Raw genomic sequence first — 19,094 nt, forward strand, 5'->3', positions numbered from 1 at the left:
TTTCTCCTTTCAGCGTCCCGCTAAACGTATCATTTTGATCCCTTCTAAGCCATCTTATCCAGCGTTAAGCTGCCCTCGAACCGCGCTTTGCCTTCCGCATCTGCGCCTTTAACAAACCATTGGTTTACCAGGCTCGCCATGTCCAGTCCGATCTTCTCCCCGGGCCTGCACTCTGCCAGATAGCCGATCTGCATGCTCTTGGGGTACACGCCCTCCTGCTGATCCAAAGCGATCGTGTCGCACAGGATATCGGCGTATCTCGCGTTGTTTACGTGGCCGTTGATATCCGCGTCGCTGTATACCATGGTCCGGACCCCGGCGGCCGCCAGTTCTCCCGGCATTCTCAGCCGCGGAAGGGCCGTCTGCTTCCCGTCTGTAACCGCCGTCTGTTCCGTTGCGGGCAGTACCGAGCCGATCCGCAGCAGCGAATGGGTAACGGCATCGGCCACCACCCAAAGGCTCACCGCCTCCCCCACGGTCTCTCCCTCCGCCTCAATGGAAAAATCCCGGTACATGCTGGCTCCCCCGGCCCTTCTGTGCCAGGTCCGGATTTTCAGCGTCTCTCCTCCCCGGATGGGCCGGATGAGCTCATAGCGGATGCGCACCAGCATCCAGATGGCGTTGTGTCTTTCGATGAGTTCCTCCCGGGATATGCCCAGGGCGACGGAGTGCTCCCCCGCGGCCTCCTGAAAAAAGCGCAGCAGTGCCGAAGGCCGGCACAGGTCGAACAGGTCGGTCTCCCCGGACGCCACCGTGTAGACCGATTCGTAAATACTTCCCATAGTATGTTCTCCTTTGGTGTAATAACAAACTTCATGCAGCATGAAGTTTGTTATTGTGGCCGTATGGGGGCTAAAGCGCCCATGGCCATAAATGAATTGTTTATGTTGTTATCCCTCTTTCAACGGGATTGCAGCGTAAATCCCCTGCCTTTATGATTTGCCGGCGGCTCCCCGGATGGTGATGCGGTCCAGACAGCACAGGCTGTCCAGATCCTCGTCCGTCGCGGCGGGAATGCGGAGCTTCGCGCCGCATTCCCCGCAGGTAAGCTCCACCGAGCCGTATAAAACGCGCATTCCCCACTTGCGGGAACCGCAGGTGCAGGAAATTTTGTTCCGGGCGGCGATCTCCCGCAGCTCCGAGAGGACCTCGTGCATGACGGTTTCGTTCAGGAAGGTCCCTTCTGCGGACTCGTCCAGCATTTCTCCCGCCTGCCGGAGCCGCTGCGCTGCGGCCTTTGCGGCGGTCTCCTCCGTCAGGTAGCAGCACTCCGCGCCGGTCTTCGGGCAGGAGAGCACCAGCGTTTTTTTGCCGAGAAGGCTCCCCGCCGGGATCTCGGCCCTGTGCTCCCCGCCGCAGAAGGCGCAGGGCACCCGCAGCAAAAACTTTCCGGCCGCCTCCTCGACGATGGAAAGGCTCGAGTCCTTGCAGGAACAGGCAATACTCTGAGGCCCCGCCTGCAGCGCGAACGCGGTGCGGGATTCCGTCACCGGCTGCCTGCACACCGGGCAGAGATAGACGATGGTCTTCGCGTCTTCCATGATCTCCTCCGTTTATCCTTCCGGATGGACGGCCGGGCTGCGGCGGTCATCCCGCGCATTCCTTCCCGGCGCCCCCGGACCTCTCGTAAAAAAATATGTACTGCTGGGCGATCCCTGCGTTTTCCCCGAAGGCGGAGGGGTCGAACCGATCTCCTTGGCGCTCCATCGCCCGCCTGACCCAGACGTCCACCGGAAAGGCATCCGTCCGTCCCATACCGAAGAGGAGCACGCAGTCGGCCACCTTACGCCCCACTCCCGGCAGGCTTGCCAGCGCCCGGCGGGCCTCCTCCGTGGATACTCCGGCCAGGGCCTCAAAATTGAGGCTGCCATCGGTTACGGCCCGGGCGGCAGACAGGATATAAGGCGCCCGGTATCCGCTGCGCAGCACCTCCAGATCGCCAAGCGAAAGCTCCGCGACCCGTTCAGCTTTTGGAAATGTATAGACTATACGGTTCTCAAATTCAATCGGCTCTCCGTAAGTGCTGCAAAGAGTCTCCACAATTTGCCGGATCCGGGGGATGTGGTTGCACTGGGAAAAGAGGAAGGAACACAGCGCCTCCCATGGCTCCTGGCGGAGAATGCGGATTCCCGCGCCGTATTCCGCCGCCGCGTGCATCCTGGGGTCTTGGGAAATTTCCCACCGTACGCTGCCGTAATCCCGCTCAAGGTCGAAATACGGAAACCACACGGCCTCAAACTCCGCCCGTCCGCCGCTGAACAGGATCTTGTCCCCTTCCCGCCGGACCCGGGCCGCCTTTTCCATGGCCACTCCCAAAAAGCTGCCGTCGGCCTGCCGCCTCCAGCGGAAACACTGCCCGCATTCAAATATTTTTTCCGGGTCAAAGTCGGAAACACCCGTGATTTCCACCCGGCCGTCTGCTTCGGTAACGCGCATCTGATCCTCCCCGGTCCCGAATCGCACCTTCAGAGTGACGCCGTCCGGTTTCTGTTAATTGTACTATTATACCCTTTCCGCTTATCTGGCGCAACCTTTGAAATCGGACTCATATTTTGAAAATTTTCGTTTACACTAACGGAAGCGGCGGACGGATACGGTTCTTCCGCGCCGCCGCGTTCTGCAGCATGTGCAAGAGCCCCGCCCCAAGGAGGTATTTATTTGGATTCAAAACGCGTGGGAAAACGCACCGTGCGCTTTTCCAGCCCCCCTTCCATTGCCGGAGAGGCCTGCGTGGTGGGCAGAAAAGAGGGGGACGGACCTCTTGCCGCCACCTTCGACTACATCAGCCAGGACCCCACCTTTGGGGAGACATCCTGGGAAAAGGCGGAGTCCCGGATGCAGAAGGACGCCCTGAACCGGGCTCTGGACAAAGCGGGCATTCCGGCCTCTTCCCTGGAATACATTTTCGCCGGGGATCTGCTGAACCAGTGCATCGGGACCTCCTTCGGGCTCCGGGAATTCGGCGTACCCTTTTACGGGCTGTACGGCGCCTGCTCCACCATGGCCGAGAGCCTTTCCCTGGCCGCCATGGCCGTGGACGGCGGCTTTGCCTCCTGGGCGGCGGCCCTCACCTCGTCCCATTTCTGTTCCGCCGAGCGCCAGTACCGCACCCCTCTGGAATACGGAGGCCAGCGCACCCCCACCGCCCAGTGGACGGTCACCGGCTCCGGGGCCTGCATTCTGACCCGGGACGGACCCGGACCCTATATCACCCACGCCACCGCCGGAAAAATCGTGGACAAGGGCATAAAGGATGCCGCCAACATGGGCGCTGCCATGGCTCCCGCGGCTTACGAAACTTTGGTTTCTTTTTTTACCGATACAAACACCACTCCTCGCCAGTATGACCTTATCGTCACCGGCGACCTGGGCCTTTTAGGAAAGGAAATCGTTACGGACTTTTTCGCAAAAGACGGGCTGGACGTCTCCGCGAATTATACCGACTGCGGCGTTTTGATCTACGACATCGAAAAACAGGATATGCACATGGGAGCCTCCGGCTGCGGTTGCTCCGCGGTGGTCCTTGCCGGACACCTGCTCTCCGGTCTCCGGGAAGGCCGCTACGGGAAAATCCTCTTTGCCGGCACCGGCGCTCTCCTCTCCCCCGTCTCCACCCAGCAGGGGGAGAGCATTCCCTCCGTCTGCCATCTGGTCTGCATATCCAACGGGAAGGACTGAAAACCACTTGGAGTATCTTAACGCCTTTCTCTGCGGCGGTCTTTTATGCGCCGTCGGTCAGATCCTCATCGATAAAACCAAGCTGTCGCCGGCCCGGATTCTGGTCTCCTATGTGGTGGCCGGCGTGGTGCTGGGCGCTGTGGGACTGTATCAGCCATTGGTGGAATGGGGTGGTGCCGGAGCCACCGTGCCACTCACCGGCTTCGGCTACAATCTCGCCAAGGGGGTCGGCGAGGCGGTGGCGGAGAAGGGCTTTCTGGGCGCTTTGTCCGGTGGTGTCAAAGCCGCTGCCGCCGGGATTTCCGCCGCCGTATTTTTTGGATATCTCGTGGCCCTGGTCTTCAAACCGGGAGACAAGAACTGACCTTTCCGAAAGACACGAACCGGTTCTTTCCATTTTTATAAAACCAGGCTGCATTTCAAACGTTTTCATCTTACGGGCCCGTATTTTCCTCTCTTTCCTTTCTGCCGCCTCTTGACACCCGCAGCCGGAGAATATATAATACCAATAAGATACCCCACGGGGGTGGGGTAATAGAAAGGAGGCGTTGGAGTTGAAGGAAAAATTCGATGTCACGGGCATGACCTGTTCCGCCTGCTCCGCCCATGTGGAAAACGCCGTTCATAAGCTGCCCGGAGTGGATTCCGTCTCCGTGAATCTGCTCACCGGAAGCATGGAGGTGTCCTACCGGCCGGACGCTCTGTCCGAAGAGCAGATTGCCGGCGCGGTGACTAACGCAGGCTACGGCGCCGCTCCCGTCCGCTCCGGGTCGGAAAAGGCAGCGGTTCCCGCCTCGTCCGCTGGGGACGAACTTTCCGGAATGAAGCACCGGCTGATTGTCTCCGCCGTTTTTCTGATCCCCCTATTTTACCTGTCCATGGGCCATATGCTCTCCTTTCCCCTGCCCGCAGTCTTTCATAGCGGGGAAAACGCTCTGGTTCTGGCCCTGGCCCAGCTGTTTCTCTGCCTTCCCATTGTCTATGTAAACGACAAATATTATAAGACGGGCTTCCGCGCACTCTTTCACGGAGCTCCCACCATGGATACCCTCATCGCGGTGGGTTCCGCCGCCTCGGTGATTTACGGCGTCGCGGCCATCTTTTTCATCGCTTGGGGAATGGGGCACGGAGATACGGGACTGGTGGAGCGATACTCCATGGAGCTCTACTTCGAGTCCGCCGGCATGATTCTCACCCTCATCACCCTGGGAAAATTCCTGGAGACCCGCTCCAAACGCCGCACCACCGATTCCATAGCAAAGCTCGTGGCCCTTGCCCCCAAAACCGCTTTGATTAGTAAGGATGGGGCCGAAACCGAGGTGCCCGTGGAGCAGGTGGCGGTGGGAGATGTGGTGATAGTCAAGCCGGGGGGCAGCATCCCCGTGGACGGAATCATCCTGGAGGGCTCCTCCGCGGTGGATGAGTCCGCCATCACGGGGGAGAGCCTCCCCGTGGATAAGGCCCCCGGGGACACGGTGGTGGCCGCAGCCATCAACCGTTCCGGCTCCTTCCGTTTCCGGGCGACCCGCGTGGGAAACGACACCGCCCTGGCCCAGATCATCCGCCTGGTGGAGGAGGCAAGTGCCTCCAAGGCCCCCATCGCGCGCCTGGCCGACCGGGTGAGCGGCGTCTTTGTCCCCGTGGTCATCGTCATTGCCGTTCTGGCGGCGGTCGTTTGGCTCCTCCTGGGCCAGAGCGTGGAATTCGCCCTTTCCGTGGGAGTGGGCGTACTGGTCATCTCCTGCCCCTGCGCCCTGGGGCTGGCTACCCCCGTGGCCATCATGGTGGGAACCGGCAAGGGCGCGGAAAACGGAATTTTGATTAAATCCGGCGAAGCCCTGGAGACGGCCCATCTGGTGGACACCGTGGTGCTGGACAAAACCGGCACCGTCACGGAAGGCACCCCCCGGGTGACCGACGTCTCTCCCGCCCCGGGGACCTCCCGGGAAGAACTTCTGTGTCTCTTCGCCTCTCTGGAAAAGTCCTCCGAGCACCCCTTTGCCTCCGCCCTGGTGGAGGAAGCCGAAAAATGGAACATTCCCCTCTGCCCCGTCTCCGATTTCCGCGCCGTCACCGGGCTGGGCGTGGAAGGCACGGTGGACGGCATGGAGCTTTTTGCCGGAAGCGCCAGGTTCCTCCGGGAGCGCGGCCTGGATCCGGCGCCCCTGGAAGACGCCGCCCGGTCCTTTTCCGACGAGGGGAAGACGCCCTTGTACCTTGCCTGTCGGGATCGGATTCTGGGCCTCGTAGCGGTGGCGGACGTGGTGAAGACCACCAGTCGCAAAGCGGTGGAAGCTTTCCGGGCCCTGGGGATCGACGTGGTCATGCTCACCGGGGACAATGCCCGCACCGCCGCCGCCATCGGGCGGCAGCTGGGCATCGATTCTGTCTCCGCAGAGGTCCTCCCCGCCGACAAGGAAAAGGAGGTCGCGGCCCTTCAGGCAAAGGGCCGGAAGGTGGCTATGATCGGGGACGGCATCAACGACGCTCCGGCCCTGGTACGAGCCGACGTGGGCATCGCCATCGGCGCAGGGACCGACGTGGCTGTGGAATCCGCGGACATCGTTCTCATGAAAAGTGACCTTGTGGACGCGGTTTCCGCCGTACAGCTCAGCCGCGCGGTCATCCGGAACATCCGGCAGAACCTCTTCTGGGCCTTTTTCTACAACGTTCTCGGCATACCCCTGGCGGCCGGCGTCTTTTACCCCCTGCTGGGTCTGCGCTTAAATCCCATGTTCGGCGCCGCTGCCATGAGCCTCAGCTCCCTCTTCGTAGTCACCAACGCCCTGCGTCTCCGGCGTTTTAAACCCTCCCTGCCCAAAAACGATACGGTCCCGGAAAAAACCGGAATCCAGCCGCTGAAAGGAGAAGTCATTATGAAAAAAGAACTGAAGATCGAGGGCATGAGCTGCTCCCATTGCTCCGCCCGGGTGGAAAAGGCCCTCTCCGCCCTCCCCGGGGTCAGCGCCTCGGTGGATCTCGCCTCGAAAACCGCCGTAGTGGAGTCCGCCGCCGAGATAAGCGACGAGACCCTCTCCCGCGCCGTCACGGACGCAGGGTACGAGGTTGTCTCCGTCAAGAAGGTGTGACCCGTGCGCGCGGACAGATCGCAGGTTTCCCGCCTGCTGAAGACCGCCCGCGGGCAGATCGACGGGATTCTCCGCATGGTGGAGGAGGACCGGTATTGCCTGGACATCTCCGATCAGCTGATGGCCACCCAGGCCATCCTCTCACGGGTGAACCGGGAGATCCTTCGCGCCCACATGAAGGGCTGCGTCAGGGAGGCCTTCGCCTCCGGAGACGCAGAGCAAAAGGTGGACGAGCTTGTCTCTTTGGTGGACAAGCTCGCCCGGTAGGATAATGATTTGTATTTTCACTGTAATGGTCAATTCCTTTACGGCGTCTGAACCCCCTGGGTTTCGGACGCCGTAAAATTGTGCGCTTTCTTTTATCCCAGGGCCACGTCCAGAATCATCATCACCAGGAAGCCCAGCATGACGCCCCCCGTCCCCACATGGGAATGCTCTCCCAGATGGGCCTCCGGGATCAGTTCCTCCACCACCACATAGATCATGGCTCCCGCGGCAAAGGAGAGAAACCAGGGCATCAGCGGCTGCACCGTCCCGGCCACCAGTACGGCTGCAACGCCTCCCATGGGCTCCACCAGGCCGGAGGCCGCGCCGAAAAGGAACGCCTTCCCGTTGGACAGGCCCTCCCGCTTCATGGGAAGGGCAACGGCCGCGCCCTCAGGAATATTCTGCAGCGCGATGCCCGTAGCCAGGGCGAAAGCGGCCGCCAGGGTGACTCCCGAGCCCGCCTGCGCCGCGAGCCCGAAAGAGAGCCCCACCGCCATTCCCTCGGGGATGTTGTGCAGCGTCACCGCAAGCACCAGGAGTGTGGATCGTCCCAAAGGGCTTTTAGGCCCCTCAGGGTTCCTGCTTCCCGGATGCAGATGGGGGATGAGCCTGTCTAAAAGCAGCAGGAAAAGCCCGCCCGTCACGAAGCCTCCCGCCGCGGGGACCCATCCGATGCTCCCCTGCTCCTCCGCCATTTCGATGGCGGGGATCAGAAGGGACCAGACCGAAGCCGCGATCATCACGCCGGCGGCAAATCCCAGAAAGCCCCGTTCCCATTGGGGGCTTACTTCCTTTTTAAAAAAGAATACGGCCGAAGCGCCCAGGACCGTGGCCAGAAACGTGATCCCGGTTCCTTCCAGCGCCAGCAGCAGCGGACTGAAATCGTTCAGTCTCCCCACCTCCTCCGAATAGCAAAATCGTGTTATTATTGTACCCGAACAGGCCCCGGCCTGCAACTGTAAATCCTGATTCCCCGCCTATTTCCTGAAATCTCCGAAAAGCGGAAACGGAGAGGCCGCCGTTTCCGGCGCCTCCCCGCTCCCGCGATGTCTGCCGTATATCCCGACGGCCCTTCTAACCATTTTGTTTCCTCAGGCGCGCAGGGCAAAAATACTGCGTCGCCTCAGCCGAAGCTGTGCTTGAGGATGATCCACATATCGTGGCCCGTGAGGTACCACTGGGGCTTGAAATCCTCCGCCAGCAGCATCAGCTTGTTGAAGCTGGCGTAGGCCGCGTAGTGGTCGTATATGACGCTGTTGAACAGGAACGGCATCATGTTGTCCGGCGCCGGCGTGATGTCCGCCCAGCCCCCGTCCAGCAGCTGCATTTTATCCATCTTGGGAAACAGGGAGATCCCCAGGTGGGGAATATCCCCTGTAAGTACGTACCGTCCTTCCGACGTGGGGACCACGATGCCGATGCTCCCCGAGGTGTGCCCCGGCAGTTTATACAGCTCCAGCCCGTTGGCGAGTTTCACGTCTCCTTCGATCATGCAGATGTTTTTCAGCTTTTTGATATCCCCGGGCGTCCGTTTGTCGAAATCCGAGCGGATCTTCTGCGTCGGCAGCGGATCCAGCAGATTGGCATATTCGTCCTTCTGAAAGATGGTGAAGGCGTCCGGGAACAGAAGGGCGCACCCCGCGTGGTCGTTGTGCAGGTGGGTGTAGATCACGGTGTCGATGTCCTTGGGCTTAAGCCCTTCCTTTTCAAGGGATTCAAGGACATACCGGCTTCCTCCCTCCGCAGGGCATCCGGCCCATGCCTTGCCGTCCACGATGTTGTCCTCATGGATCCCCGTGTCCACCAGAATGTTTTGCTTGCCGTCCTGCAGAAGATACCCCATATAGGGAAAATCCAGAAGGAGCTCGGGATCCAGTCCGCAGGAGAGGTTCCCCTTGGGCACGGTGATCTTGCCGTAGTACAGTGATTTGATCTTCCAGTTGTTCACAGTTGTCCCTCTTTCCTTGCAGTCTTTGTGTTTCGCTGCCCATACGGATCTTATTACTTTCGTCTATGCAAAAACCGTGCCAGAATGACATTCCGGCATCTTTGCTTGTCTCCCAGCGCTTTCCGGTTTTTCTCCTTTCCGCCGGATTTTCACTTGACGTATGGTTTGCACCCGTCTGTGGCCAAAAGACCCCATTCCCAGCGGGTTGCGGGTTTGTACACTTTTCCTTGCATGTTAACCAAACCGTACATTTTTAAATTTGTCCGCCGGGGCTACAGGAAATTTTTCCCGAAATCCGAACCCGTTTCGGAACATTATTGGCCTTGCCCCGTCAAACATGGTAAGATCAAGAAAAAACCTGCCAAGACGGAAGAAAGGGGATTGGTATGAAAATAACGAAAAAACTCGCGGCCGGACTGCTGGCCCTTGCTCTTCTCTCCTCCCTCGCGCTGCCTGCTCTGGCCGCCGGGGCGGATCTGGACGCGCGGCTGAAGGCTGTGACCCTGAAAGTGAAGGAAACCCTGGATATAGGAGACGACTATACGGAATTCACCGGGAACCTGACGGAGAGCGACCCCGCCGCCCAGTGGAGCCTGTACTGGAGCAAGGATGACGAGAGCCTCCAGGTCCGGGCGACGGAAGAGGGTAAAATCCTTTACTATTCCCTCTACCGGAACACGGACATCTATTCCGGCGACGACGGGAACATCGCCAAATTCCCGGATTCCGCAGGCACCGCCCGGGCGAAAGATGCGGCCGAGGCCTTCCTGGCCAAAGTTCTGGACACCGGAATCGAGTCCGTGGACCTTGAAAGCTATACCGACTCCGTGCTGCGGTATTATTCCTCGGGCAGCTGTTCCTTTTACGGTACTCTGAAGCTCAATGGCACGGACACCCCCATCAGCGTCAATCTCTCCGTGGATACCGGCGACATGCAGGTCGTCTCCTTCTATCGCAGCGACAGCGGCGAAGACTACTCCTCTCTGTCGGTCCCCGGGCAGGCGATCTCTGTTTCAGCGGCTTCTCCCGTTTTGTTTTCCACGGTAAACATGTATCTGTCCTACGCCCTCAGAGACGGCGACGATAAGACGGCGTATCTCCAGTACACCCCCGTGTCGGACGGCTCTTACGCCGTGGACGCCGTCACCGGAAAGCTGGTTTCCCTGAATACCTATCTCGCATACATGGGTTATGAAAATGCAAAGAGCCCCAGCGTTGCCTATGACAGCGCGTCCGGCCTTACCCAGGTGGAACTGGACACTGCCGCCGGCCTGAAGGACGTCCTTTCCCGGGATACCCTGGAAGCGGCCGCCCGGAACATCTCCGAGTTTGGCATCACCTCGGACTTTTCTCTCCGGTCTGTAAATTATTACGCCGGTACGGGGGACTCCGCCGGCAGCGTCACGGCCTACCTTTCCTTCTATTCCGGCGGGACCGCCTCTGCCTCTGCCTCTGTCTCCTCCGGAGTAGCCGTTCCGGCCTCGGATAAGGTTTCCTCCGGTTCGGTCAGCAGCTATAAATACGTCACTCTGGACGCCAAGACCGCCGCTCTTATCTCCTTCTCCTCCTACCGCGGTTCCGACGATAAGAACCCCGAGCTTCTCTATACCCGGTCCCAGGCCGAAACCGTCGCCCGGAATTTCCTTGCAAAATACGAGAAGGACCGTCTCGCGGTAACCTCTCTGGCCTCTTCCGAGGACGCGGAAGGCAGCGAAACCTGCACCTTTGTATATCAGCATACGGTAAACGGCATCCCCTTCCCCCAGAATTCCCTCTATGTGACCGTGGACGCCGTAACCGGAAATATTTCCGCCTTCAGCGTTTCCTGGACCGACGATATTGAATTTGTCTCCGCGGCGAATGTCATCCCTGCCGAGTCCGCCAAAGGGCTGTATACGGCGGCCGAGGATCTGGTCCTGTCCTATGTATACGTGTCGGAGGATACGGAGGACGGCTTTGCGGATTCCCATCTTCTCCTGGCCTACACCTTTGATTCCCGGAACACCGTATGGGGTGTGGACGCCGTGTCGGGAGCGCTTCTTCGCAGCGAGTCCTCCGGGGATACAAAGCTTGCTTATGACGACATTTCCTCCCATTACGCCAGGGATAAGATTGAAAAGCTTGCCCAGTACGGGATTGGATTTTCCGGCGGTTCCTTCTTCCCGGACCGGCAGCTCACCCAGAAGGATCTGCTTACCCTCCTGATCGCCGCCTGCGGGAATTATTACGGCACCCCCGTTTCCGAAACCGAGGAGGATTCTCTCTATCTCAGCGCTTATTCCCTTGGCATCCTCACAAAAGAGGAAAAAGCCCCCGATTCCCTCGTCACCCGTGCCGAGCTTGTGAAGCTGGTGCTCCGCGCCGCGGGATACGGCCGGGCGGCCGAGATACCCGACATCTATGTGGTGAAGTTTGCGGACGCATCGGCGGTGCCTTCCGGCCTCACCGGATATGTTGCCATCGCCCGGGGCCTCGGGATCATCAGCGGAACGCCCGAGGGAAAATTCCTGCCCAGTCAGGTCGCCACACGGGCCGAGGCCGCCGTGGTCCTCTATAACTACATGAGCACCTGAAGCGGACACAATCCTTAAAGAAAGTTCCCCCTCTATCCTCAATCTATATGGGGAGCCGCCCGCGCCAATATGACGCGGGCGGCTCCCTGTGTATATGAATAAAAACGTCAGGCCGCTTTATTCATCGCTTTCCCTCTTTTTTCGGAATCCCTCGATAAGCTGCGAAACCATACGAACACTGCTTTGCGCCAGATCGCCCTTTCCGTCGGAGAAGATCCAGTCCAGGGTGACGCCCCGCAGTCCCGTCACCAGCAGAGATGCAATCTCCCGGGAATCCACATCCTCCCGCAGTTCCCCGCACGCCTGTCCTCTCTCCGCCAGTTCCCGGGTTTTAATGTACAGCGGCCGGGTCTCGTCGGTGAGATAGCGCCGCTTTGCCCGGGGAGCCAGCTCCTCGTGATAGAGGGTCCGAAAGATCTCCATTCCGCACTGTCGGACGTAGTTTGCCTGAAATTCCGCGAATTTCAGCAGGCGCTCCACGCAGGACGCTTCCGGCGGCAGCGCCTCGAAAATCTTCATCTGCTCCTCGTCGATTTCCCGGATCTGCCCGACAATGAGATCGTGTTTGGAAGAAAAACAGGCGTAGAACACGTTTTTGGAAAGACCAGCCGCCTGGCAGATTTCGTCCACGGTCACCCCGTCGTACCCCTTTTGGGCAAAAAGCCGCTTGGCGGCGGCAAAGAGCTTGTCCCGCGTGCGGTCCGTTTTCTTTTTTCCCGGAGTCGCGTTTTTTTCCTTCATACCCTTCTCCTCGTTCGGGCAAAGCCTTTCTCCTGCGTCGGCCAAACTTCACCTGTATGCGGCGGTATGTAATTTTATACTAGTAAACTTCGGAGAAATTGTCAATACCCGGAGTCCTCCGTCAGTTTCCGCTTCCATGTGGACGGATGCCGGCCTTCGGATATCCTGACCCGGGGGCGCGGCTTTCAAAACCGCGCCCCCCGCTGTCATGCGTATTTCCGGAAACCTATTCTCTCCCCGATGGATCCTTTCCCTGCCGCCTACTGTATTCGGCTTCCTCCTTGATTTCCCGGCGCATGCCCCGCAGCGCCTCTTCCCTTCGCTCGTTTTTTTCCCGCAGCTCCCGCTCCTTCTTTTCGTCATGGGTCTTTGCCATCAGCTCGTCCGCCGCCTCCATTTTCCGGAGGGTGGCTCCGATATTCTTCTGAATGCGTTCCGCGTTGTCCCTTCTGTCGTCCGGATTGTGCTTCATATTTTTTCCCTTTCTTTAAAATTCGTTTGGACAGCCAAAATAGTATAAGCGGTCCATGTCCGTTTATTCTCCCTTCGAAGGCCCGCGGCGGGACGGTCTTGCCCGGCTTTGGCCCGCCGTGTTACAATCAATCTGAAAAGAGGCAAATCGTGTACCCCCTTTGTCCGAATATCCGATCTGTTTTTATAGGCCGTCAAAGGGACCGCCGTGTCTTTTACGGTAAAATTCATTCTGAGGAGGGATCGTGTGGCGGAGCTGTTGCAGGAAGGCGGCGTCTGGCTTTACGTATTCATTTTTGTGGGAAAAATTCTGGAAGTTTCGGTCTCCACAGTCAGGCTCGTCCTCATTAACCGGGGCGAGCGTGTCCGGGGGGCCGCCATTGCCTTTGTGGAAATTCTTCTCTGGCTCGCGGTCACGGGGACCGTGCTGGCGGGCTTTCAAAGCGACTGGATCCGCGTTTTGGTTTTTGCCGCCGCCTTTGCCATCGGAAATTATGTGGGTTCCTGGGTGGAAGACAGGCTGGCCTTCGGTCTCTGCTCCATTCAGGTGATCGTCCCCGACTGCGTGGAGAGCCTGGATATAGCAACCAGATTGCGGGAAAACAAATTTGCCGTCACCGTTCTTCAGGGTCAGGGAAAAGACGGGCCCCGGGAGCTCATGCTCCTTCATATCAAGCGCAAGCGCATCCCCCAGGCAGTACAGATTATCCGCTCGGAGCTGGATACCGCCGTCATTACCGTCAACGACTCCAAGATCCTGCACGGAGGCTTTATCGGAAAATAACCTTATCCGCCGGTTGCAGGCATGGTTTTTCATTTGACAAACCTGTCCAAGCTGGTATACTGGTTTCGTGACGGCTCGGATCTGCCGCGTCGTCGGAGTAGTATCACATCGAAAGGGGAACTGGCCATGCCGGATCTGATCCGATGCCCCGCGTGCAACGCCAAGGTGCCCGCAGACGCCCAGGTCTGCCGGAATTGCGGAAACATTATTGGAGAACTCGTCTGCCCCAAGTGCGGTTCCAAGGAAACGGAAAAACTCCAGGGCATGCGTCAGGCCGCTTACGCCGTGATCTTCGGCTCTCTGAACTCTTTCAGGGCATACCACTGTAGATCCTGCGGCAAGATCTTCAGGCCGAAATAAGCCGTACCCGGCAAATGAAACAAAAAGAAGACAGGCGGAGCGCCTGTCTTCTTTTTATTCCTTCTTCGTTTTATATCTGCGCTCTTTCGAATAAATTCCCTCCCGCCTGTCAAACTACGCTGTACAGGGGGGCGTTTTTATTGGCGGAGGAGATCCTGCAGACCGCGCTGAAATCGGTATTCTCCATTGTCCTTTTGTTTATCCTTACCAGAATCATGGGCAAAAAACAGATTTCCCAGCTGACGTTCTTCGATTACGTCTCCGGAATTTCCATCGGTTCCATTGCCGCCGCCTTCGCGGTGGACGATTCAGTGGGGTATTTAAAGGGAATAACGGGGCTTATCGTCTATGCTCTCTTTCCGGTCCTGCTGTCCGCCGTCAGCCTGAAAAGCTACCGTGGCAGAAAATTTCTGGACGGATCGCCCACTGTACTGATCCGAAACGGAAAAATCGTGGAAAGCGGGCTGAAAAGATCCAGGATGAACATCAACGACCTGCTGGAGGAATGCCGGCTTAAGAACGCCTTCAACCTTGCGGACGTGGAGTCCGCCGTCCTGGAAACCAACGGAAAGCTCAGCGTCCAGATGAAAGCTCCCTGCCGGCCCCTGACACCCCGGGACATGAGCATTCCCGTCGCGCCCCAGGGGCTTATGACCAAGCTGATTGTGGACGGAAAAGTCCTGAAAACCCAGCTCGTAAGCGTCGGCAAAGACGAGGCCTGGCTGGAAGAGCAGCTGCTGGGACAGGGAATTTCCCATCCCTCCGAAGTCCTGCTTGCCGTGCTGGCCTCTACGGGTGTTCTGCACGTCTTTCCGAAAAGCGATCCTTTCCCCTCCGCGCCCCCTCTTTGACGCCCGCAAATCAAAATCGTGCCTATCCTCCCCGGATAGGCACGATTTTTCCTGCAGACGGATCCCCTGCCGGATGCGTCTGCGCCCGGCAGGCCTTCACGTCGCCTTGACGGCCCGGAAGCTCAGATAGGCCTGATGGTCCGTCTTTCTTTTGTCGTATATGCCCCCGTGGTACACGATGATGCATGCCCGGGTTTCATCTTCGCCGGAGGTATCCGCCGTCCAGTAGTAGATCACCTTGGAATGTACGTCCCATAGAGGAGACTCCTTGTCCGGCGTTTTTTCATAGACGGCCGTCTTGGCTGCGATGTCCCATACGCCGCCGGCGTTCTCCCCGTGAATCGTCATGGAACGGACCGCCTCCTCGGCGGTGGGCAGGCGCCAGATATTCTGCTCCGTTTCCATGACCGTAAGTCCGTCCTCGGACAGATATCTGCAGATCTCCCGCGCCTCCTCCCAGGACACTCCCCGGTCTGGCCAGCCCGGTCCCCTGGGTGCCCAGGCGAGGGTAACCCCGTTCCCCTCCACGATCCTGGTGCCGAGGTCTCCGTCGTCCAGCCGCTGCGCCGCCCTGATCCCCTGGGGAACCGAGACTGCCAGAGTAATGATCAGCGGCACGAAGAGGATCAGGCGGTATGCCCACTTCAGGGGATACGGCTCCCCGTAGTAATAGAGGAGCCCCAGCGCCGCGAAGGGAATCACAATGAGAAGCCCCAGCACGCTGAAGCTGGCCCCGGAAAAAAACCAGACGCAGAATACGCCCGCGAGCAGGTGCAGGATGAGCCCCGCCTTTTTCCACCGCAGGATGACCAGCGCCAGTATGACAAAAACGATGGCGAACAGCAGGTACTGAAAAAAGAACAGAAAGAGGTTTTCCAAAAGGGATTGGGAATACCATCCCTCGTGGAAATTCTCAACGGCGCCCCACCATGCCCATATGCCGGAGAGCACCACTGTGACGGACACCCCGGCCCACCCCAATATCCTCTTTTTTTTCATGCCGCCCCCCCTTCGCTGCGCTTCGGTCAAACCCGCCGCACCAGAATAGATTCCATTTGAATTCTTCATTCGATGTGATACCGCTTTATTTTTTCATATAAAAGACTGCGGGGAATATGGAGCAGTTGGGACGCCTTGGTTTTATTGCCGCCGGTCTTCAGCAGGGCGCTTCGGATCGCATCGCTCTCCGCCTTCCGCTTCTGATCCTGCAGAGAGTCGGAAGAGAGAGTATCGCCGGACTGAAATGCTCTCGGCAGGAAAAATCTGAAATCCTCCGGCTCCAGCACGCCGGACGGGGAAAGCACTGCGGCTCTCTCCAGAACATGCTCCAATTCCCGCACGTTTCCCGGCCATGAATACTTCTGGAAAATCTCCAGCATCCGGTCTGAAATCCCGGAAACCATGCAGCCGTGGTTTCGATTGATTTTATCGATGAAGAATCGGCATAATGCGGGCAGGTCCTCCAGCCTTTCCCTGAGGGGAGGGAGAAAAAGCTCGATTACGTTGATGCGGTAATAGAGATCCTGCCGGAAATCCCCCCGTGCCGCCATTTCATCTAAATTTTGATTCGTATTGCATATGACCCGGAAATCCAGCTTCTTGGTTTTGAGTCCTCCGATGCGTTCCACCTCCCGCTCCTGCAGAACGCGCAGCAGCTTGCTCTGAAGATCCAGAGAAAGGTCTCCGATTTCATCCAGCAAAATCGTTCCGTGATTGGCCTGTTCGAACTTACCTGCCTTGCCCCCCTTGGCTGCCCCCGAAAAAGCGCCCTCCGAATATCCGAAAAGCTCGGCTTCCAGGAGATCTTTGGGGATGGCTGCGCAGTTTACTTTTATATAGGGTCCCGACTTGCGTCCGCTGAGCTGGTGTAAGGCGTTGGCGAATATCTCCTTGCCCACTCCCGTTTCTCCCGTGATCAAAACGGTAAGATCCGTGTTGGCGACCATCCCGATTTCTTCCTTGAGCTGCTGGATGGAAGAAGAACCGCCGATAACGAAATCCAGCGTGAAGGGCGTTCGCGTAAGGCTTCCCAGCTGCTTCTGATAGATCTTGTTTTCCATCCGCAGATGCTTCAGCTCTTCGCTCAGCCTTTCCACCAGATCGAGATTCTGGAACGTTGCCGTCGAAAAGGCTCCCTGAACGGTTCCGTCCTCCCCCAGGATGGGAAACCGGTTGCAGATGGTGGCCTCTCCGTTGTGCATGATGAAAATCTCGCCCGGGATCGGCTTTCCGCTTTTGACCACTTCGGGCAGTTTTGTGTTGGGGATAACTGCGCGCACATCTTTCCCTATGATATTCTCCCGGTCCGACTCCAGGATGTTCGCATACGCCTGGCTGATATATCTCACAATATCGCCGGCGTCGATGACAATGCAAAGATAAAGCGCGTCCACCAGATGTTTCAGAAGCTCGTCCTGTTCGATCGGCGCTCCCATACGCCCCCTCCCTTCGTCCCCTTTCGTTTATAGTATACCAAGCGGTCGTCGTTTTCAAGACGGCGGGGTATCGTCCGGATAATCGGACAGTTGTTTGTCCTGAAAAAAGGACGGATTCATGGAAATGCCCAAATAAAATACGGAAAATACGCCGCTTCATGATTGGCATCTGTTTTGCTTGATTCAGTAACGGACAAATTAAAAACTGAAAGGAGATTCCCGGAATGAAAAGAATTGCCATCATGGGCATCGGTTCCCTTGGGACGATCATGGGGGCCATTATCTCCAAAAACGGCGGAAAAATCACGCTGATTGACGCCAATCAGGCGCATGTGGACGCTCTCAATCAAAACGGCGCCACGGTCATCGGAAAGATGGATCTGAAAAACGTCCCCGTTACCGCCATAACTCCCGATCAAATGGAGGGGATATACGACATCGTCATTCTCCTGGTCAAGCAGACCTATAACGACGTCGCGCTGCCTCAGCTTCTTCCTCATCTCGGGCCCGACAGCGTGGTCTGCACCCTTCAGAACGGTATTCCCGAAGAAAGCGTCAGCGAGGTCCTGGGCGCCGGGCGCGTCATCGGCGGTACCGTGGGTTGGGGCGCGACCTGGATCGGACCGGGAGTCTCGGAACTCACCAGCGACCCGTCCTGCATCCGCGTGGATATCGGCGAGCAGGACGGAAAAATCACCCCCCGGCTGAAAGAAGTGCAGCAGCTTTTAAAGATGGCGGGAGAATGCGTGATCGTGGACAACCTGCCCGGTATCCGCTGGTCCAAGCTGATCCAGAATGCCACCCTCAGCGGCATGTCCGCCGCCCTGGGCTGCACCTATGCAAAAATCCTGGATAACGAAAAGGCGACCGCCGCGGCCGCGTGGGTCGGAAACGAAATGTGCAAGATCGTCCGCAAGCGCAATATCATCCTGGAAGACCTGGTTCCCGGCTGGAGCTATTACTCCCTTGAATTTACCGACAAAGCGGGCCTTGAAAAATCCATGCAGTGGCTCCGGGATTACTTCAAGCCTCACCGTCCTCTGAAGGCCAGCATGCTCCAGGACATGGAAAAAGGGCGCCGCTGCGAGATCGACCAGATCGTGGGCACCGCCTGCAAATGGGGAAAGACCCTGGGGATAGCCACGCCCACCTGTCAGACCATCGTCGATATCGTTAAGGATTTTGAAGCCGGAAATATCCCCATGCCGACGATGGAGTGCCTGGACCGCTTTCAGCTGCCGCAGCCGTAAGGGCGGATATCACTCTCCCTAGAACAAGCATATAAAAAATAAAAACCCTGCAACCACTTTGGTTGCAGGGTTTTTTCTGGAGCTGGCAAAGTGACTTGAACACTCGACCTGCTGATTACGAATCAGCTGCTCTACCGACTGAGCTATGCCAGCACATGATCAAATTTTCCGGTACCCGCTCCCGCTGCCCTCCTGCGCCGGAAAGCTCCCGCGCGGAAAAACCATGTAATATCCGGGACCTGCCGAAGAAAAATGATACCATACTTTTCGCGGTTCGTCAACCTGCACTTTGGCTTTTCCGGGCCTTCAAATGTTTGTTCGAATACAGTCGGTATACCGCTCCGTCACCTATCCAGACATGCGGAAATTTTGGTGCCCGATTTATTCCGCTTTACCGCTTTTTCGCCTGTCGTCCCGGCCCGTGCCAACTTTTGTGTTTCATGAACAGCCGATTTTGGAAAAAAAGTACGTTGTATGTCCTCTGGGGAAGAACCGAAAGAATGGAAAAGAACGTATAAAGTTTACGTAAAGGTTTCTTCACTCAGATTTTACAAATAGTTATTCACATTATCCACATAGTTTTCCACACGGACATATCCCTTGCGTCCCTAGGGGTCTAATCAAATTAACCAGATTTATACATCCTC

The 19,094-nt window shown here is 57.8% G+C and carries 18 protein-coding genes and 1 tRNA gene; 9 read left to right on the top strand and 10 right to left on the bottom strand.

What is annotated here, in order from left to right; translation table 11 throughout:
- Positions 1-44: 44 nt before the first annotated feature.
- The 3 genes from B9A13_RS03885 to B9A13_RS03895 form a co-directional block, all read right to left on the bottom strand.
- The gene (locus tag B9A13_RS03885; RefSeq protein ID WP_159448017.1) at positions 45-782 is read right to left on the bottom strand and encodes an acyl-[acyl-carrier-protein] thioesterase; all 738 of its coding nucleotides are present in this window, start codon (positions 780-782) and stop codon (positions 45-47) included.
- A 150-nt stretch (positions 783-932) separates the two neighbouring features.
- The gene (locus B9A13_RS03890) at positions 933-1,541 is read right to left on the bottom strand and encodes a hypothetical protein (protein ID WP_084233745.1); all 609 of its coding nucleotides are present in this window, start codon (positions 1,539-1,541) and stop codon (positions 933-935) included.
- 46 nt (positions 1,542-1,587) lie between these two features.
- Positions 1,588-2,436 carry a DNA-3-methyladenine glycosylase family protein gene (locus B9A13_RS03895; protein WP_084233746.1) on the bottom strand — a complete coding sequence of 283 codons (849 nt, stop codon included), beginning with the start codon at positions 2,434-2,436 and terminating at the stop codon, positions 1,588-1,590.
- Positions 2,437-2,658: 222 nt separating this feature from the next.
- On the opposite strand from B9A13_RS03895, the gene spoVAD reads away from it, so the two are divergent.
- The 4 genes from spoVAD (at position 2,659) to B9A13_RS03915 (ending at position 7,034) form a co-directional block, all read left to right on the top strand.
- A complete protein-coding gene (gene spoVAD / locus B9A13_RS03900) occupies positions 2,659-3,678 on the top strand; it encodes a stage V sporulation protein AD (protein WP_084233747.1) in 1,020 nt (339 codons plus the stop codon).
- A 7-nt stretch (positions 3,679-3,685) separates the two neighbouring features.
- A complete protein-coding gene (gene spoVAE / locus B9A13_RS03905) occupies positions 3,686-4,042 on the top strand; it encodes a stage V sporulation protein AE (RefSeq protein WP_084233748.1) in 357 nt (118 codons plus the stop codon).
- A 190-nt stretch (positions 4,043-4,232) separates the two neighbouring features.
- Complete coding sequence (locus tag B9A13_RS03910; protein WP_084233749.1) at positions 4,233-6,767, top strand: heavy metal translocating P-type ATPase; 2,535 nt, start codon at positions 4,233-4,235, stop codon at positions 6,765-6,767.
- 3 nt (positions 6,768-6,770) lie between these two features.
- Positions 6,771-7,034, top strand: coding sequence for a metal-sensing transcriptional repressor (locus B9A13_RS03915; protein ID WP_084233750.1), 264 nt, complete (start codon positions 6,771-6,773; stop codon positions 7,032-7,034).
- Positions 7,035-7,126: 92 nt separating this feature from the next.
- On the opposite strand, the gene B9A13_RS03920 is transcribed toward B9A13_RS03915, so the two are convergent.
- Entirely contained in the window at positions 7,127-7,933 is an 807-nt protein-coding gene (locus B9A13_RS03920) for a ZIP family metal transporter (protein ID WP_423241258.1), read from the bottom strand.
- A gap of 224 nt (positions 7,934-8,157) precedes the next feature.
- Complete coding sequence (locus tag B9A13_RS03925) at positions 8,158-8,982, bottom strand: N-acyl homoserine lactonase family protein (RefSeq protein WP_084233751.1); 825 nt, start codon at positions 8,980-8,982, stop codon at positions 8,158-8,160.
- A gap of 386 nt (positions 8,983-9,368) precedes the next feature.
- Here B9A13_RS03925 and B9A13_RS03930 point away from each other — a divergent pair, with 386 nt between their 5' ends.
- On the top strand, positions 9,369-11,555 hold the full coding sequence (locus B9A13_RS03930; protein WP_084233752.1) for a YcdB/YcdC domain-containing protein: 2,187 nt from the start codon (positions 9,369-9,371) through the stop codon (positions 11,553-11,555).
- A 117-nt stretch (positions 11,556-11,672) separates the two neighbouring features.
- Here the strand turns inward: B9A13_RS03930 and B9A13_RS03935 are convergent, their stop codons facing one another.
- Together B9A13_RS03935 and B9A13_RS03940 are read right to left on the bottom strand one after the other, a co-directional pair.
- On the bottom strand, positions 11,673-12,296 hold the full coding sequence (locus tag B9A13_RS03935; protein WP_084233753.1) for a TetR/AcrR family transcriptional regulator: 624 nt from the start codon (positions 12,294-12,296) through the stop codon (positions 11,673-11,675).
- Between the two features lie 226 nt (positions 12,297-12,522).
- Entirely contained in the window at positions 12,523-12,768 is a 246-nt protein-coding gene (locus B9A13_RS03940; RefSeq protein ID WP_084233754.1) for a small acid-soluble spore protein Tlp, read from the bottom strand.
- A 246-nt stretch (positions 12,769-13,014) separates the two neighbouring features.
- On the opposite strand from B9A13_RS03940, the gene B9A13_RS03945 reads away from it, so the two are divergent.
- From B9A13_RS03945 to B9A13_RS03955, 3 genes are all read left to right on the top strand, one after another.
- The gene (locus tag B9A13_RS03945) at positions 13,015-13,551 is read left to right on the top strand and encodes a DUF2179 domain-containing protein (protein ID WP_084233755.1); all 537 of its coding nucleotides are present in this window, start codon (positions 13,015-13,017) and stop codon (positions 13,549-13,551) included.
- Between the two features lie 126 nt (positions 13,552-13,677).
- A complete protein-coding gene (locus B9A13_RS03950; protein WP_084233756.1) occupies positions 13,678-13,911 on the top strand; it encodes a double zinc ribbon domain-containing protein in 234 nt (77 codons plus the stop codon).
- A gap of 140 nt (positions 13,912-14,051) precedes the next feature.
- Positions 14,052-14,762, top strand: coding sequence for a DUF421 domain-containing protein (locus B9A13_RS03955; RefSeq protein ID WP_084233757.1), 711 nt, complete (start codon positions 14,052-14,054; stop codon positions 14,760-14,762).
- Positions 14,763-14,858: 96 nt separating this feature from the next.
- Here B9A13_RS03955 and B9A13_RS03960 read toward each other — a convergent pair whose 3' ends face one another.
- Together B9A13_RS03960 and B9A13_RS03965 are read right to left on the bottom strand one after the other, a co-directional pair.
- Positions 14,859-15,761 carry a formylglycine-generating enzyme family protein gene (locus B9A13_RS03960; protein ID WP_084233758.1) on the bottom strand — a complete coding sequence of 301 codons (903 nt, stop codon included), beginning with the start codon at positions 15,759-15,761 and terminating at the stop codon, positions 14,859-14,861.
- A 65-nt stretch (positions 15,762-15,826) separates the two neighbouring features.
- Complete coding sequence (locus B9A13_RS03965) at positions 15,827-17,197, bottom strand: sigma-54 interaction domain-containing protein (RefSeq protein ID WP_084233759.1); 1,371 nt, start codon at positions 17,195-17,197, stop codon at positions 15,827-15,829.
- Positions 17,198-17,421: 224 nt separating this feature from the next.
- Here B9A13_RS03965 and B9A13_RS03970 point away from each other — a divergent pair, with 224 nt between their 5' ends.
- Complete coding sequence (locus B9A13_RS03970) at positions 17,422-18,447, top strand: ketopantoate reductase family protein (protein WP_084233760.1); 1,026 nt, start codon at positions 17,422-17,424, stop codon at positions 18,445-18,447.
- A 77-nt stretch (positions 18,448-18,524) separates the two neighbouring features.
- Here B9A13_RS03970 and B9A13_RS03975 read toward each other — a convergent pair.
- Positions 18,525-18,600: transfer RNA gene (locus B9A13_RS03975), tRNA-Thr, on the bottom strand.
- Between the last annotated feature and the right edge of the window lie 494 nt (positions 18,601-19,094).

The sequence above is a fragment of the Papillibacter cinnamivorans DSM 12816 genome, from assembly GCF_900176335.1.
GTDB lineage: Bacteria > Bacillota > Clostridia > Oscillospirales > Oscillospiraceae > Papillibacter > Papillibacter cinnamivorans.